Origin of the sequence: Iodobacter sp. CM08 (assembly GCF_033446605.1) — a bacterium.
Taxonomy (GTDB): Bacteria; Pseudomonadota; Gammaproteobacteria; order Burkholderiales; family Chitinibacteraceae; genus Iodobacter.
This window is the reverse complement of record NZ_JAWQUO010000005.1, coordinates 141354-157601: the sequence shown is the minus strand read 5'-3', so window position 1 is coordinate 157601 and position 16248 is coordinate 141354. Positions and strand designations below refer to the sequence as shown.

The following is a 16248-nucleotide window of genomic DNA, read 5'->3' as shown; positions in this document are numbered from 1 at the left end:
CTCTTTTTTAGAGGGAAAGAAAGGGCTTTTTGCCGATGGTAAGGGAGTGTTTTGGGGGTGAATCTTTAGGAAAAACCTAGGGGTAAAAATACCGCTTGAGTTTATTGTGTGTAGGTGTGCTGGCTGGGGTTATGGCAATGGCTTAAATCGGGAAAAAGGGCGCTACAAGGGGGGGGGCTTTCCCCCTTGTGATGGCTTAGTGGGTAAAGCTTTCGTTTATGCTACGCCCCCCGTTCCAAATGCCTCGGCATGAATACGATCGCTGCTAATACCCAGTGCTTGCAGTGATTTGATCTGTGCCTGCATAAAAGCCAGCGGCCCACAGAGGTAGTAATCGGCATCGGGCAGAATACTGTTGGTGGCGATTTTTTCTAGATTAATATAACCGGTATGATCGTAGTGGCGATCGTCTGCTGTGGCGTTGGCATAGAAAATCACTTTTTCTAGTGGTGGGTGCTGCACGGAAAGCTGAGTGATCACCTCTTTGAAAGCATGCACTTCGGCGCTGCGGCAGGCGTGGATAAAACGCACGCTGCGCTCACTGCCAGTTTTGATGAGATGCTTAAGCATGGCCATCATCGGGGTAATGCCCACGCCGCCGCTAATCAATACCACGGGGCTGCTGCGATCTTGATGCAGTACAAAATCACCCGCAGGCGGGGCTAAATCAATCACATCGCCAATATTTACCGTGTTGTGCAGCAGATTAGACACTTGGCCGATCAAGCTGCCGCTTTGCTCGCGTTTGACCGAAATACGCAGGTAATCGTTGCTCGGCGCGTCAGATAGGCTGTATTGGCGGGGCTGCATCAGCTGCCATTCCGGTACAAACATCCGCACAGAAATATATTGCCCTGGGGCGTAATCTGGCACGCTGCCGCCATCGGCGGGGCGAAGATAAAACGATGTGATCTCGCTGCTTTCTACTACTTTGTTTGCCACTACAAAACCACGCCAGCCGGTCCATCCGCCTTGTTTAAACGCTGCTGCTGCGTACAGCTGTGCCTCTTCGGCAATTAGTACGTCGGCCAATTGAGCATAGGCGGCCGCCCAAGCTGCAATTAATTCATCGCTTGCTGCCGTGCCTAATACCTCACGAATAGAGGCGAGTAAATGGTGGCCAACAATAGGATAGTGCTCTGGGCGAATACCTAGGCTGATATGTTTGTTGGCAATATGGGTTAGCACGGGGGCCAGTACGCTTGGATTATCAATGTGCTCGGCGTAAGCCGCTACCGCCATAGCTAAAGCTTGCTGCTGCGCCCCAGATTGCTGATTACCTTCGTTGAAAATTTGCTTTAGCTCGGGGTTGTGCTGAAACATCCGTGCATAAAAATGAGTGGTTAAGGCAATGCCGTGTTGTTTGAGTATGGGCGCGGTGGCGCGGACTAAATTGCGGCTGTTGGCATTAAGCATTGGTGTATCCCTAGTTCTATTTTTAAATGTGCATTTAATATACCAGTTTAAGGCGAGGTTTGCATAGGGAGGAATCTACTTGCAAAAAAGGGAGAGAGTTTGCTAGGGGCGCGTAGTGAGCAGGCCGCCAAAGCGGGCGGCCTGATGGGTGTTAGGTGTGAGCTTCTGGGTAAAACTCTTTAGTCATCCGATCGCAATAGGCAATGAGGTTGGCTTTGCTGATGGCGTGCTGGTGCGTGGCCGAATCAAAGAGGGGGCAAAGCGCGCTGCGCATAAAGGCATAGACCGAGGCATCGGCTGCGCAGGGTTGATCGCCCATTAGATAGGGCTTATCGGCTAGAAAATCGGCTAAGGAATCGAGATCTTTCTTGGCTAATTTAATAATATCGCTTTCTTTATGCAGGGCGATGCCTTGTATCTGCAATTTGCGATTCATTTTTTGGCGTACTTGACGTATCACTAAGCCACGAATTGGCCATGGAATATGTTTAAATATCATGCCTGGGCCTTTGGCAAAGTTTTCATCATTGGCCCAACGATCTTTGAGCGAAATATAATAAAGATGCTCTTCTAGCATTTTTTCAAAAGCCCAAGCAATGCCGCGCTCACTGGGGCTGAGCGCGGCATCAAAATCAATTTTCTGGTCTTGTTCTAAATAAAAACGAATTAAAGTGGAATCATCAATTAAGGCATTGTCTGTTTGCAAATAAGGCAGCTTGCCTTTAGGCGCTTTAGCATAGCCATGACGGTTGGTTTGATAATCGCACTTTGCCATTTTAAGCAGCAGCTCCGCTTTGGTGACAAACGGACTCATATCAGGCAAGCCAAATGCAGGGCCAAACGCATACAGTGTCATCATCATGTTCACTCCATTCATTAGAAAATATGGCTAAATTGGCTTACGCCATAATAAACTTACGTAGTTGTGCAAAGGCGGCTTCGGGGGCATCCCGCCATACGCCATGCCCACAGGCTGTGAATGTGGCCAATTGCGCCCATTGTTGTGGCAAAGCCTTGGCGATATCTTGTGCATCGGCTAGCGTGCAAACGGGATCTAGCTCTCCGGCTAATACCAGTACAGGGCATTGTGCTTGGGCAAGGCCAGGTAGCAAATTCATCTCTTGCTGCTCTGAATTGGCCCAAGTAAATAGGATGTCTGGTTTAAAGGTAGCACGTTGCGCTGCATGGTTATTCGCGGCTTTGGTTTGGGTGTAAAGCGGTTTGCATAGGCGTTTGTATTCGGGCCAAGTTGATTCATTGGGTGCAAGCCAAAACCGCTCCGCCGCATCGCGTGCAGCGGTGCCACCTAGCTGCTCAAACATGGCTAATTTACGCACCAAACTTAGCGTGGCCGCAGTGCTAGATAGCACGACTCTAGACGCGTGCGCTGGGTGCCTGGCAATATAGCGCTGCGCCACAAACCCCCCAAAGGATTGCCCTAAAACAATGGGCTTGCTGATGCCAAGCGCGTCGCATAGCCGCACGATATCATCCGCAAAGTAATCTAGCGTTAATTCATGGCTTGGGCGTGGATCGCTACGGCCATGGCCGCGGTGGTCGTAATAAACAATTTGAGCAATATCGGTAAGTTGAGAAAACGCGGGCTTAAAACTGACATGATCGTAGCCAGGCCCACCGTGCAGTAGGATAAGCGTCGGTTTCTCACGCATTACGGGGCCATCAGGTACTAGACCCGCGCCTTCGATATCTACAAATAAACGGATATTGGGTTTGATCTGGATTCTCATGCTTTTTATTTCCAATACGTATGGCAAACAGCATCTGGCTGTGCCCTTTGGATACTAGGTAGAAGGGGGGGGGGGCGATGATTAAGGCTTAATCCGCCATGGTGGGTTAAGCCGATTTACACCTTCTATAAAATGTAGAGCCTAAATGGATAGGCATAAAAGATTTGATCCGTGCGGCTGGCTTTGCTCTGGAAGTCTTGATAAAGCCGCTTACGCGCATGAAAGAGTGCCTCCATTGGCGTTTTCCCCTTGTTTAAATCGCCAAAAAAGTAGCGAATGGTTAAGGTTGAAGAGTGGCCGGATTCGTTGCTGATGATGGGGGCAAGGTAGTGGCGCGCGCCGCTGCGGCTTGCGGCATCAATAAACGGTTTGCTCATGCCTAGTTGGCATGAGTCAAGGTACAGCAGCTTAAATTTAGCCTTGGCCAGCGCATCCGCGTTGATCTCCCCTTTACCTAAACGTATCGAGTCATCTGGATCCGCCAAGTCGCTGCCTAGGGCTGGCGTTACAAAGCCGTGGGCGCTGATGAGTAAGAAATCGTAATTAGCCTCCACAAATAGCTTTGCCCCAACGTTCTTTGCATTATGCAAAATGGAGTTAGGGTAAAGCTTTCGCACCTCGTTTGCGCCGTCTTCTGGATCGGTATCGAGATCGCGCACGATCAAACCACGGCTTTTTGGGGTAAGGCTGCTTGTGTCTGCCCGTGGTTTTCCAAGGCTAAACGCCACGGCTTTTTGTACAAAAAGGGGCGAGCCATCGATGGGTAATAAATCCAAGGCAAAGTGCATAAAACGCGGCTCAATGCTAAATACGATGCAAGATGCTTTGCGCATGGCGGGTAGTAGAGGGCCATAGAGTTCCTGAGAAAGCCGCTGTAAGCGCGCGTCAAATTTGCCATCCCATTCTTGGGTTTCTTCTAAGGCCGTATAAATTTGCCGAAAATCTTTGGAGATGTCTTTTGCCGAGCGCTCTGGGCTGGTTTTGTTTGAATCCGCGTCTGACTGTAGCAGCAGGCGTGTGCCTTGTTGTTGCAGGGTCAGCACCATGCAGCTTGCCTCTGCGGCAAAGCTCGCTAAAAGTAGTAGGGCTGTAACTAGACTGCGTTTTAATTCCATTTTGAGTGCCTATCTGTAGGGGCGTAAGGATTTATTCCGCCTTAATTAAGGACCACTTCAGCGAGGTAGCGCCCATTGAACTGAACGGGGGATAGGTACATCAAGCCTATGATGGTGCTTATGTTGTAAGAAAAGGGGTGGGTCGATAAGCTATTTGTAAATAAGCCAAGGCGACTTTTAAACCAATGGATGCCGCATGGTTTTGGTCCAGAAGGATGCTTTTTAGGGTGCAACGCCATACGGTAGTTTTCTGCTTTATGACGGAAGATTATTGTAATTAAATATCAAGTAATTTAATACATATGCTTACTCGGTACTTTTTACATCATTTGTAGTTGTTTGGCATGTTCGGCTAAGTGCTAGTATTTTGCATAAATTTCGATCTGAAGATTGCTTGAGAGTAATTGAGTGAGGCGTGGGTGGCGATGCGCCCGTCGCTCTGCAGCATCCCCAGCGACGTGTTTGCTTCAGCCAAAGTGAGACTTGTTTCTCTTCTATAACCTTTGTATTGGATCTGTATTTACTATGACGCTTAAAACCAAAAAATCACTTGCTTGCGCCTATTGGGCGGATATAGCCCGCTTGCTCGTTGCCGGTAGTGGCGCTTTTATCGGTGGCAACGCATTGGCGCTAGCGCCCGCCTCAGATCTTATTATCTCGGTTGCCGAGCCTAATCAATGCTTACGAGTGCAAGAGCCGATCCGAGTTGGCTCCCTGATTGGTGTAGCCAGTTGCGACGCCAATGAGCGTGGTCAAAACTGGGTTTTTCAATCCAATACCATCAGGCTTTATGATAGCCAATTATGCTTAGCGGCCTCTGCGCTGGATGAGGGCAAACGCTTAGTCCTTAAAAAATGCGACAACGGCGCGCTTCAGCAATGGGCTTATGCTAAGCAGAGTTTTCGTATTGCTCAGTTTGCTATTGATTTAAGTAAGGTGAACGAGCCATTGGATGTTTACAGCTATCACGGCGAGGCGAATCAGCGTTGGCAGTTGTTGTCAGAGATCAAACAGAAAACCAGCCAAAGCGATCAGGTGAAGGTTAAATACCCCATCAGCGTAAAAAACACGAAGTTATTAGCGCTGGAGCAAGCTAGGGATTTAATTAACCGGCTGACTCCCACTACGCAAGCGTTGCCTTATCCAAGAGATGTGTCGGCTTTTCCTGGGTTGATAGCGGCGGACGCGCCCAGCACCAGCGCTAGCTTTACTTTGAATCGCCGTAGCGAGGCGTTTAAACACATTGGCTGGCAGTTTGATTGGTATACCACCTTACACACTGGTTTATGGGCCCCTGCGGGCAAGGTGATTAAGGTGAAGACTATTGGCGCTACGGCGGCTGATCTGAGTGATGTTTCGGTGCAGATTAATGAGCAGGTTGATGTGCTTAATACCGATGGTTCATTGGTTAATGATGATTCTTATCTAAGACGCTATGCAAACGTCAGTATGGCTTTCCCGCTTAAGGTTGGCGCAGCTGAAATTCGCTCGCAGTACGGCGGGTTTATCCAGATTAATTCTAAAAAATACGCTAATACCTCGGTTTATATTGAAATTGCTGACGCTATTGCAGCCCCTTATTTCAATACGCAAACCCATACTCTTGCCGATTGGCCTGCCATTTTGAAACGGCCAGGGCCGTGGGTGCGGATTGAAGGCCGCCGCAGTGCCATTACCGTGCCACGCGATCAGGCCAAAAATCTGAAAGACCCCGTTGCCCTGATGTCTTACTACGATAACCACATTGAAAACATCGAATGGCTGGCAGGCTTTGATGGCAGCGGCCCTTTACATCCTAAGCAGGTTTTAAAGCAGCATCTGGCATGGAGCCCGCAAATCGTGGCCGGCTACGGGCATGCGGGCTACCCGATTATGGTGACCAGTGACTGGCAGCTGGCCGATCCCAATATCGTGCGCACCTTTTGGGGCAATGTGCATGAGATAGGGCATAACTACCAACAATCCTTGTGGTGCGATACCTTTGGCACGGAGTCGAGCGTCAATTTATTCTCGCTGTATGCCATGGAGAAAATGGGCGTGCCACCGGCTACGGTAGAAGAGGGCATGTACACCCAAGCCGTGCAGAAAATCATAAGGGGGAAGATGAAAAACTTTGAAACCGATGCGGATGTCAATGATAAATTGGTTTTCTTGGTGCAGCTTATGGATGCCGTGCCAGCAAAATCGTGGAAAATCTATCGTGATTTATTCCGCGCCTATCGGGAGCTTAGCCCTAAGCAACAACAGGCATTAGAAGATGGCCCCGTTGGGCTTAGGTACGACCAACATTATGAGTTGATGTCCAAAATAACCGGTATGGATTTACGCGGGCATTACATCAACTGGGGTATCCCGCTATCTAAACGCGTTTTAGATAAAGTGGCGCAATTGCGATTACCTAAGCCTCCCATGGCCACTTGGCTTATCGAGCGTACTCAGTAAGTTACGGCTGAGCTGTTAAACGCGGGAAGAGCGAAGGCATCTTCCCGCTTAGCGATCGGCTACTGGTTAAATGTCGCAAAAATAGTCAAGCCCGCCACCGCTACATAGCCAAGCACGCCTAAGTAATACTTACCCGTAGCGTATTGCCCTGCTGCCTGCAATCTGGCAGGGTGTAAGTTGATTCGTACAGACGACGGTGCTGCTGATTTATTGTTGTTCCGCTTGCGAGATATACATCAAGCTAAGCAAAATAAAGCTAATAAAGGCATAGGCTTTCATTTGCCCGTTCCATTTATTGGCCCACATGGCAAAATACTCGCCGCCTATTACTGCAAACCCAGTATACCAAACCAGAATTGCCATTAATGCGCCCAAAGTAAAGCTGATTTTCCCAAACGTTAAATAGCGAATTTTGTCCTTAAATAGGCTGGATAGAATCAGTAAGCCACCTAAAGTGCAAAGTAAGCCAAACAATGCTTCGCCAATAATAATGCCAATATAAAACACTGTTTGTACAGTTGGATTATGAATTGCGCGCTGCTGCAATACGCTCCCCTCAAACCAAGATTCCATCTTGTCCATAGCCAAGACATGCTGAACGAATTGCCAATTAGATTGATAATCCAGCAGATTGCCACTGGCAACTAAAATTCCGAATAAACCAATCGATAACGCCAACACGCCTTTGCATAATATTTGGGCGGTATTTAGTTGCAATAATTTATTCATTTTCACTCTGTATAAAATTGTGATGGGCAATTCGTCTTGCGCGATAACTGTAGCGGCGATTAATTTATTAAGGGGATGGCAAGTATTTTGCCACCCCCTTAAGCTTTCATCAACATTTATATAAGCTTGTAAGTAGTGTATTTTTTGGGTTTTGTCCTCTGCATAATGAGCGTGACCCGCTTGTTAGTTTGACGGCCTCTGCACTATCGCACTGCCCCCGCCGTGGCGTAATGGCTCGCTGACTGCAGTGGTGCTGCCATCGGGATTAAATTGCAGGCCGTTGGCCGCGCCGATTTCGTCTTTTTCTGTCCACTGATGGCCGTATTGTTCTAGCGCTTTAGCTTGTGGGCTGCCGACAAATTTCAAAAGCGTTTCGACTTCGGTTTTATCACCATTTCTTTGGCTGAGGCGTGGCGCGGCGAGGGCTTCACCTAGGGGCATGCCGAGGTCAACGTGGTTGACGATGGTTTGTAATACGGTGGTGATAATGGTGGAGCCGCCAGGGGAGCCGATGCTAAATGCAGGTTTGCCATTTTTAAAGGCGAGGGTGGGCGACATGCTGGAGCGGGGGCGTTTGCCTGCTTCAGGGACGTTTGGATGTGGGCCGCTGAATTCAAAGTCGGTCATTTCGTTGTTAAGTAAAAAGCCTTTACCCGGCACGACAATGCCGCTGCCTCCCCAGTCCTCAATAGTAAAGGTATAAGCCACAATGTTGCCTTGCTTATCGCTTACTGTTAGGTGCGTGGTGTGGGCAGGCTCGGTGCTTAGCGTGACTTTTGGGCGCAAGGGGTGGGATGGATCATCTTGGTATAAGAATGGATCGCCTGCGGCTACTTTGCCGTGGGTTTGTTTTAGATCGATCAGCTTGGCGCGCTCGCTGGCGTAGGCTTTGGATAGCAAACCGCTTTTAGGTACATCGGTATATTCGCCATCGGCCACATAGGCGTTGCGATCGGCAAAGGCGAGTCTTGCTGCTTCTAGGTAGAGATGCTCCACTTGATCACGCGGCATGGATTTTAAATCGAAGCCTTCTAAAATATTTAGCGCTTCGGCAATAGCAATACCGCCAGATGAGGGCATGGCCATGCCGTAGAGATCTAGTCCGCGATAAGTGCTGTGAATAGGCTGGCGTAGGCGGGCTTCATAATCTTTTAAATCATTAAGCGTCATTTGCCCAGTGAGCACCGAAACACCGTTGACGACCGGTGGAATGTTGACTGCCCGTACAATTTGCGCGGCTAAAGGGCCTTCGTAAAAGGCTTTTACACCGCCTTTGCTCAAGCTGCGATAGGTGGCAGCGAGGTCTGGGTTGCGAAAGGTGCTGCCTAGGGGCAGGGCTTTGCCATCTTTTAAATACAGTGCTGATGTAGAGCTAAAACGGGCGAATTTAGCCTCGTTAAGTTGGTTAATCCGGTAAAAATTAGGACTAATTTTAAAGCCGTCCTCAGCTACGGCAATGGCCGGCTGTAATACCCGCGCTAGATCCATGCTGCCATAGCGCGATAGTGCTTCATGCCAGCCGCGCACTGTGCCGGGTACGCCAACGGAAATCCCTGTGGGTACGGCGTCATCCCATTCTATTTCCTTGCCGTTGTTCTGGAAAACTTGCGGGCTAAAGTAGGCGGGAGCGGTTTCGCGGGAATCAATGGTAATGACTTTTTTATCTTTGGCGGAATAAATCAGCATAAAGCCACCACCGCCAACGCCGCAGCTAAAAGGATCGGTGACACCCAGTGTGGCCGCCGCGGCCACGGCGGCATCAATAGCATTGCCGCCGGCATTTAAAATGCGCATTGCGGCTTGGCTGGCAGGGTCAGAAATCGTAGCAACCGCACCGCCATACCCCGTGGCAACGGGCTGCTTAGTCCATGTGGGGGCGGCGATCAGGATAAAGAGCGTTGCGAGCAATGGTTTATTCATGATCGTAAACTCCGTGTAGAGGAGTGGCTTATGCTACACAGTGGCTTACGATTGGCGAATGAGGTGTTGCCGCATCGGCTTACAGCAAGGCCAGCTCTGCAAGCGCAAAGGCGGCAAACTCATGGGCAGGTAGGGGGCGGCTATATAAATAGCCTTGATAGGTGTCGCAGCCGTGGCGGGCTAAAAAATCGCGCTGGGCTTCGGTTTCTACCCCTTCGGCAATCACGCTTAGCCCTAGGCTATCGGCTAGCATAATCACCATTTTGGCGATGGCGGCATCGTTGCTATCGATCAGGATATCTCTAACAAAGCCTTGATCAATTTTAAGCTGATCTAGCGGTAGCCGTTTTAAATAGGCCAAAGATGAATAGCCGGTGCCAAAATCATCGATGGCAAAGCCAACACCCTCTTGTTTTAGGGCGCTCATTTTAAGGATAACGTCTTCAATATTGGCAATCAGCACGCTTTCGGTTAGCTCTAGCTTTAGCTGCTGGGGCTTTGCACCCGTGCGCGCCAAAATGGCCAATACGTTTTCAACAAAATCACGCTGGTGAAATTGACGAGGGCTGACGTTAACGGCAATGCTCAAGTGTTGTAAATGCGCTTGAGAGGCCCATTGAGCCAGTTGTATGCAGGCGGTTTCTAATACCCATTGGCCTAGGGGCAGAATCAGGCCGCTTTCTTCGGCTAGCGGAATAAATTCGGCGGGGGAAACCATACCGCGCTCTGGGTGTAGCCAGCGTACTAGGGCTTCTACGCCAGTAAGCTTACTGTTGCCTTTAACTTGCGCTTGGTAGTAAAGCTGAAATTGGTTTTGCGCTAGTGCATCCCGCAGGCCTGTTTCTAAAGCCAGGCGCTGGCTGACTTCGGCCTGCATGATTGGGTCAAAAAAACGTAGGGTATTACGGCCAGCGGCTTTGGCTTGATACATGGCTAAATCGGCACGTTTCAAAGGCTCGTCTATGCTTTCTGCCGTTTCGCCAAATAGCGTAATACCTAGGCTGGCGGTGCTGTGGTGAACATAACCTGCTAATTGATAGGATTGATTGAGTGTGCTGATTATTTTATCGCCAACGGCTTCTGCTTCGGTAGCGGCCTCTAGTGTATTGGCGCTTAGGTCTTCTAGCATGACCACAAACTCATCACCGCCTAGGCGGGCCACGGTATCACCTTCACGGGTGCTGCTAGAGAGCCGTTTGGCAACTTCCACCAAGAGTAGATCGCCTTTGTCATGCCCTAGTGTGTCGTTTAGCGTTTTAAAATTATCTAAATCAATAAATAGCAAAGCCCCATTATTATCATGGCGAGTACTTTTGTTGATGGCTCGGCCTAGCCGATCTAGTAGTAGGCGGCGATTGGGTAGCGTGGTCAGTGGGTCGTAAAAGGCGAGGCTTTGGATCTGATTTTCTGCGGCTTTGCGCGAGGTAATGTCGGTTAGGGTGGCCACATAATGTGTCAGCATGCCGTCATTGGTTTTTACCTCGGTGAGGATCAGCCAAGCGGGGAAAATCTCCCCACTTTTGCGTTTGTTCCAGATTTCACCCTGCCATGTGCCGCTTAGCTTAATGCGATCGGTCATTGAGGTATAAAACGACGCATCATGCCGCACCGATGTGAGTATCAGTGGTGTATTGCCGATGGCTTCTTTTGCGCTAAAGCCGGTGATTTTGCTAAATGCTTGGTTTACCCGCAGGATGGTCCAGTCGGTATCGGTAACAAACATGCCTTCTTGAGATTGAAAGGCAATTGCGGCGATACGCAGCTCGGCCTCTGCTTGCCTGCGCTGGGTAATGTCGCGGGTAATGCCGTGATAGCCACAGATTTTTCCTTGGGCATTGCGCTCAGGGGTAGAGAGGATTTCTGTCCAGATTAAGCGGCCATCTTTACAGCGTTGTTGTATTTCTATGGTGGCAGCGCCGGTTTTTATGCCCTGCTGCTCGGCGGCGTTTCTTTGGGTTATTTTCTTTTTAATCAGCTGGATACCATCGTCGGTGAGTAAATTAAAAACAGGATGGCCCACCACTTCTGCCGCAGGATAGCCACGCAGTAGCTCATCTGCAGGGCTGATATAGGTAATGATATGGTTGCTGTCTTGTTTCCACGCTACATCGGATACATTTTCAGTCAGCAAGCGGTAATGTGCTTCGCTGTTTTTTAGTTTTTCAGCCACCACATGTCTTTCGATAGCAATACTGGCCAGGTGGGCTGATTGCTCAATAATGGCGATATCTTGTGCTTGTGGCGTATGAGGGGTGTGGTGATAAATAGCAAAGGTGCCGAGCACCTCTCCACTTGAATTTAGAATGGGTTGCGACCAGCACGCGCCTAGCTGTGCCTTGGTGGCTAATTCTTGATAATTAACCCAGTAAGGGTGGCTAGCAATGTTATCAACGATGACGCGTTGCTTGGTATAAGCCGCAGTGCCACAGGAGCCAATCGTTGGGCCAATTTCTAGGCCATTTAGGGCTTGAGTATAAAAATCGGGCAAGCTAGGGGAAATCGATTTTTCAAAATACTTACCTGCGTGATCAAGCAATAAAACACTACATAGCGTGGCGGGGCTTATTTTTTCTACACCGCGCACGATGGCATCGAGCTGATTCATGAGGGGCTCGCCCCCAGCGAGCAGCTCTAAAATATGATTGCGAAATTGCTCGTATAGATCGGCTTGCTTATCTTTGGTGATATCACGAATCAGGGCATGAATCGCTGGTTCGCCATCGAGGATAATTGCGGTGCTTTGAATTTCAACATCAATAATCTGGCCATCAAGCTTGATGAGCTTGATTTCAATCGTGGGGTTTGTTGTATCACGCGCGGCGATACGTTTTGAGCGCTCTAGTGCCAGCTGAAAAAAATCAGGGTGGACTAAATGAAGGATGGATTGCCCTTGTAAATCTTGCGCAGTTTTTGCGCCTACTAGCGTAATGGCCGCAGGGTTGACATAAATAATACTGCCATTGCGATGCACCGCAATGGCCTCGGGTGACCATTCTACCAAGGCGCGATGCCGCTCCTCGCCTTCTTTCGCCAAGTTTTCTGCTTGCTTGCGCTCATGCATCAATAGCGCCAGCAATACACCGACTACATTAAGCGCCATGGCATAAAGCCATAGATTGATTAAATCATCTGGCTCGCGTGCAAAAACGCCTAAGCCTTCGATGGCCCCAATCAAGGCCTGCAAAATGGTGAAGGTGATAATTAAGAGCCCACCATGGCGACCAAAGCGCGTTGCCCCCCAAATTACAAATAGAAAAGCCCAGTAGGTATAAGCAATCATGCCTAGCGTGGTTTGTTGCCAGCCTAAAAACACCACTTGGCCAAAGCAAAACGCCAGCCCAAAGCAGGCGATGGCTTCTAATTTGCGTTTGGATTCTATCCAGTGAGTGGTTTGTTTCCAAATTAGAATCAGCGGGGTAATAGTGAGGATGCCAAGGGTATTGCCCATCCACCATTTAAGCATGCTGCTTAATAGTGTCTCTGCTGAAATGGCGTTTGAATAATAAAGGACCGCGGCCCCAAGACATGCGCTGAGTAATGCGTTGGGTATGGTAATGGCCACTAAACTTAGGAAGTCTCGAGCGTGGCTGAGTGAGGAATTAAAGTAAGTGTTCTTAATTCTTAGTTTGCGTAATAGGTAATAAGCTAAAGTGGTTTCTAACACTATGCTCAAGGCAATCATGGCTGAGCTGTAGACGTTATTGCCACTGTATAAATCACTGGCAAAAGAGCCTAAGAATAAGGCCGGCCAATACCGAACACCCCCTAATAAAATAACAGCAAGCGCTATGCCGCTAGGAATCCAAAAAATAGAAAAATGACCATCGTGGCTTAAATAAGTCAGCGTTAATTGAATAGATAGAAGAAAGATTAGCGCTACGCTTGTTTGTCGGGGAAAGCTAGGCCAACGATGCTGGGGAGGTGTATTCAAAACATGCTCTATCGCGTGAAAAAATAAAAAAAGCGGGTTTTTATTAAGTATAGTTGAAGTTTTAAAATAAGAACCTCAAGGAAGATGCTGTAAGCGTGGGTTGCAACACATGCTGCAGCAGCACTGTATCGAGCGAAATAAAGATGTAGATGATTGCTAAAACAGACTGTAAATTATATTTATGAGCCATTAAATGACTATGGCGTATTAAGTATAAATTAATTTTAAACATGCTGCCCTGCGATAAACCACAATGTGGCTGTTTTCATATAGCTATTTCCAGGTGAATTTAGGAGCGCTGGGTGTGAAAAAGCCCTGCAATAAATGAATTGCAGGGCTTTTACGCGGCGCTTTTTTTAAAATTTATAAGTTAACTTAGCCGAGGCAAAGCGGCCGCGCGGGTCGGCTTGGGTGTAGTCAAAAAAGTCGGTTGAAGAATCCCAAGGTGGGCGGGTATTACTTAGGTTTTGTACTTTTGCGCTGAGGGTGGTGTCTTTTAGCAGCTTCCAACTGATGTTTAAATCTAAGGTACTAAAGGAGCCAACACGTTTTTCGGTATCATTGGCGCTTGGATTGGCTTGATCGTAGCCACCAACAAAATTCCAAGTCAGCGTGGTTGACCATGCACCGATCTCCCATGTGGCATCGCTGACGGCGCGCCATTTTGGAATCGAACCAAACTGGTTGCTGCCTGCACCGTCGCTTAAAGGCTCACCGGTCGATGGCGGCTCTGCAAATCTTAAAACATGACTAATCTGGCTGCCTAGTGTCAGCTTGCCATAGTCTTTGCTTCTGAAACTTTGACGCAGATCGATATCAATTCCCGAGGTTTCTCTATCTCCCAGATTACTGTACTGACGGTAGAGCGTGCTGATGCGGCCCTTTTCGTCCCGAACAATCTTGCTAGGGTCACGGGCTTCGTTAGCAATAATATCTGTGCCAGTTTGAGTGCCAATCAAACCGCTTTGCTTAATGTTGTAGTAATCAATTCCGATGCTGCTATCGCTAGTCGGTGAAAGCACAAAACCTAAGTTAAAGTTATCGGAGCGTTCTGGCTGCAGGTCTTTATTTGCCGCAATGATATTGGTTACGCCGCGTGATTTAGTTGGCTCTACTGGGTCGCGTGGGTCAATCACTGCGCTATAGCTTACTGCCGAACTTTGGGTTATTTCTGGTAAAGAGGGCGCGCGGAAACCGCGTGATGCCGTACCACGTAGCAGCAGCCAATCTGCGGCCTGATAGCGAATGCTGGCTTTAGGAGAGAAAGCATTGCCAAAGTCACTGTAATGATCGGCGCGGCCAGCCACGTTGATATTCAGGTCTTTAATGACGGGGATATTAAACTCAGCAAACAGCGCGCTGACATTGCGTGAACCATTGATAATATTAATGGCAGGGCGTAATTCGGTGCCAGAGAGAATGGCATCGGAGGTGCGTGAATCCATTTTCTCTTGGCGAAATTGTGCGCCGGTCGCAAAGCCTACGCTGCCTGCTGCTAATTCAAACAACTCGGCTGAGGATGCACTGATATCTGCGGTAATCAGGCTGGATTTTGCGGGTCTTAGGGTAGAAAGGCGTAGGCGATTACGCACTTCTTCGCTATTTTTAGATTGATCGGAAAAGTTATAGCTACCGTCTTTTAATACCTTTTCGTACTCATAGCGATTAACAAAATTTTGCACGGTTTCTTTCAGCGTGCTTTGGGAGTAGCCCAGTGAAGCATCCCAATCCCAGCCGTGTGCCGATCCTTTTACCCCCGCCAGAATGCGCTGCAGTGTTACTTCATCCGTTTTTAAGCGTTTGCCAAGATCAAATAGCGTGGCGGTGAAGTCTAGTGGCGTGGTGCCTGGGTTGTTGGGGTGGCCAACCGGCAGCTTATTAGCGATGGTATCCAGCGCTTGTTTTTGATTATTCCAAGCGCGTAAGCTGCTGCTGACGGTGAGTGGTGCTGCAAAAGTCAGATCGGCACGCGAATAGCTGTATAGATAATCCGCATAGGCCTGTGTCTGCTCATTGATTTTTAACGTGCCGCGTGCCGAGGCGTGATAGCGCTCAATGGCTGGAATCAGCGTGCTATACGGCGCATCGTTATACGCCAACACTTGGCCGGTTTTGCCCTCAGAAATACTGCCCCAGTCGGTGAGCTGTAATGGGCCTTGTAAGCCGCCAATATGTTTGGTCGGGTCGCCATTATAAAAATTGGTGGTGACGCGGTTTAGGCTGCCGCCAGATTGATTTCTAAAATCACCATCTTTCATCCAGCTCACATCGCTTTGGTCTAACTGGCTGCGTTTTTGCCCATCCAGTGAGAAAACCAAGCTGAAATTGTCTTCATCTAAGCTGCCGTAGCCGGTTTTGATCGAGAAGTTTTGCTCGGTTTGGCCCGTGCCTTCGGTGGAAGAGCCCAGCTCGGCGCTTAACTCGGTGCCTTTAAATTCAGAGTACAAAATAATATTCACCACACCGGCTACGGCGTCTGAGCCGTAGAGCGATGAAGCGCCGTCTTTTAGAATCTCGATGCGCTGCACTGCGGCCATCGGCAAGCTGTTTAAGTCGACAAAGGTTTCTTGTAAGTTTTGTGCCGTGGCATAGCTGCTAATACGCTTGCCATTGACTAATACCAGCGTATTTTTTTGTCCGAGCCCCCGTAAGGAAATGCCTGAGGTGCCAGCAGAAAAACTGCCCGTAAATTGCTCGTTATAGCTATTGCCGCTATTGGCTGAAATAGAGCGGATTACATCAGAAATACTGGTTTTACCGCTGGCGGTGATTTCTTTGGCTGTGATGACTTGTACCGCGGTTGCGCCTTCTTTTTGGCTGACGCGAATATTAGAGCCGGTTACGGTAACGCGCTCTACTTTATTGGGCGTGGTTTCTGCTGCAATAGCGGGAAAGGCAGCGCTAATGGCCAGCGCGATGGCTAATGGTTTAAACATACTATCCTCGG

9 protein-coding genes are annotated in these 16248 nt (G+C 48.8%); 1 reads left to right on the top strand and 8 read right to left on the bottom strand.

Going from position 1 to position 16248, the window contains the following annotated elements; genetic code table 11:
* Positions 1-216: 216 nt before the first annotated feature.
* The 4 genes from hmpA to R6242_RS04260 all read right to left on the bottom strand — a co-directional run bounded on the left by hmpA (position 217) and on the right by R6242_RS04260 (position 4279).
* The gene (hmpA, locus tag R6242_RS04275) at positions 217-1416 is read right to left on the bottom strand and encodes an NO-inducible flavohemoprotein (RefSeq protein ID WP_318424179.1); all 1200 of its coding nucleotides are present in this window, start codon (positions 1414-1416) and stop codon (positions 217-219) included.
* A 151-nt stretch (positions 1417-1567) separates the two neighbouring features.
* A complete protein-coding gene (locus tag R6242_RS04270) occupies positions 1568-2278 on the bottom strand; it encodes a glutathione S-transferase family protein (RefSeq protein ID WP_318424176.1) in 711 nt (236 codons plus the stop codon).
* A 37-nt stretch (positions 2279-2315) separates the two neighbouring features.
* The gene (locus R6242_RS04265; RefSeq protein ID WP_318424174.1) at positions 2316-3164 is read right to left on the bottom strand and encodes an alpha/beta hydrolase; all 849 of its coding nucleotides are present in this window, start codon (positions 3162-3164) and stop codon (positions 2316-2318) included.
* 125 nt (positions 3165-3289) lie between these two features.
* Positions 3290-4279 (bottom strand): hypothetical protein, encoded by a 990-nt coding sequence (locus R6242_RS04260; RefSeq protein ID WP_318424170.1) that lies wholly within the window; start codon positions 4277-4279, stop codon positions 3290-3292.
* A 525-nt stretch (positions 4280-4804) separates the two neighbouring features.
* On the opposite strand from R6242_RS04260, the gene R6242_RS04255 reads away from it, so the two are divergent.
* On the top strand, positions 4805-6721 hold the full coding sequence (locus R6242_RS04255; protein WP_318424167.1) for a M60 family metallopeptidase: 1917 nt from the start codon (positions 4805-4807) through the stop codon (positions 6719-6721).
* A gap of 207 nt (positions 6722-6928) precedes the next feature.
* Here the strand turns inward: R6242_RS04255 and R6242_RS04250 are convergent, their stop codons facing one another.
* The 4 genes from R6242_RS04250 to R6242_RS04235 all read right to left on the bottom strand — a co-directional run bounded on the left by R6242_RS04250 (position 6929) and on the right by R6242_RS04235 (position 16237).
* Positions 6929-7450: a DUF2165 domain-containing protein gene (locus R6242_RS04250; protein WP_318424164.1), complete on the bottom strand. Its 522-nt coding sequence runs from the start codon at positions 7448-7450 to the stop codon at positions 6929-6931.
* A 183-nt stretch (positions 7451-7633) separates the two neighbouring features.
* Positions 7634-9370: a gamma-glutamyltransferase gene (gene ggt, locus R6242_RS04245; protein WP_318424162.1), complete on the bottom strand. Its 1737-nt coding sequence runs from the start codon at positions 9368-9370 to the stop codon at positions 7634-7636.
* A 79-nt stretch (positions 9371-9449) separates the two neighbouring features.
* On the bottom strand, positions 9450-13301 hold the full coding sequence (locus R6242_RS04240) for an EAL domain-containing protein (RefSeq protein ID WP_318424160.1): 3852 nt from the start codon (positions 13299-13301) through the stop codon (positions 9450-9452).
* Between the two features lie 356 nt (positions 13302-13657).
* Complete coding sequence (locus tag R6242_RS04235) at positions 13658-16237, bottom strand: TonB-dependent receptor (protein ID WP_318424157.1); 2580 nt, start codon at positions 16235-16237, stop codon at positions 13658-13660.
* Positions 16238-16248: the final 11 nt, after the last annotated feature.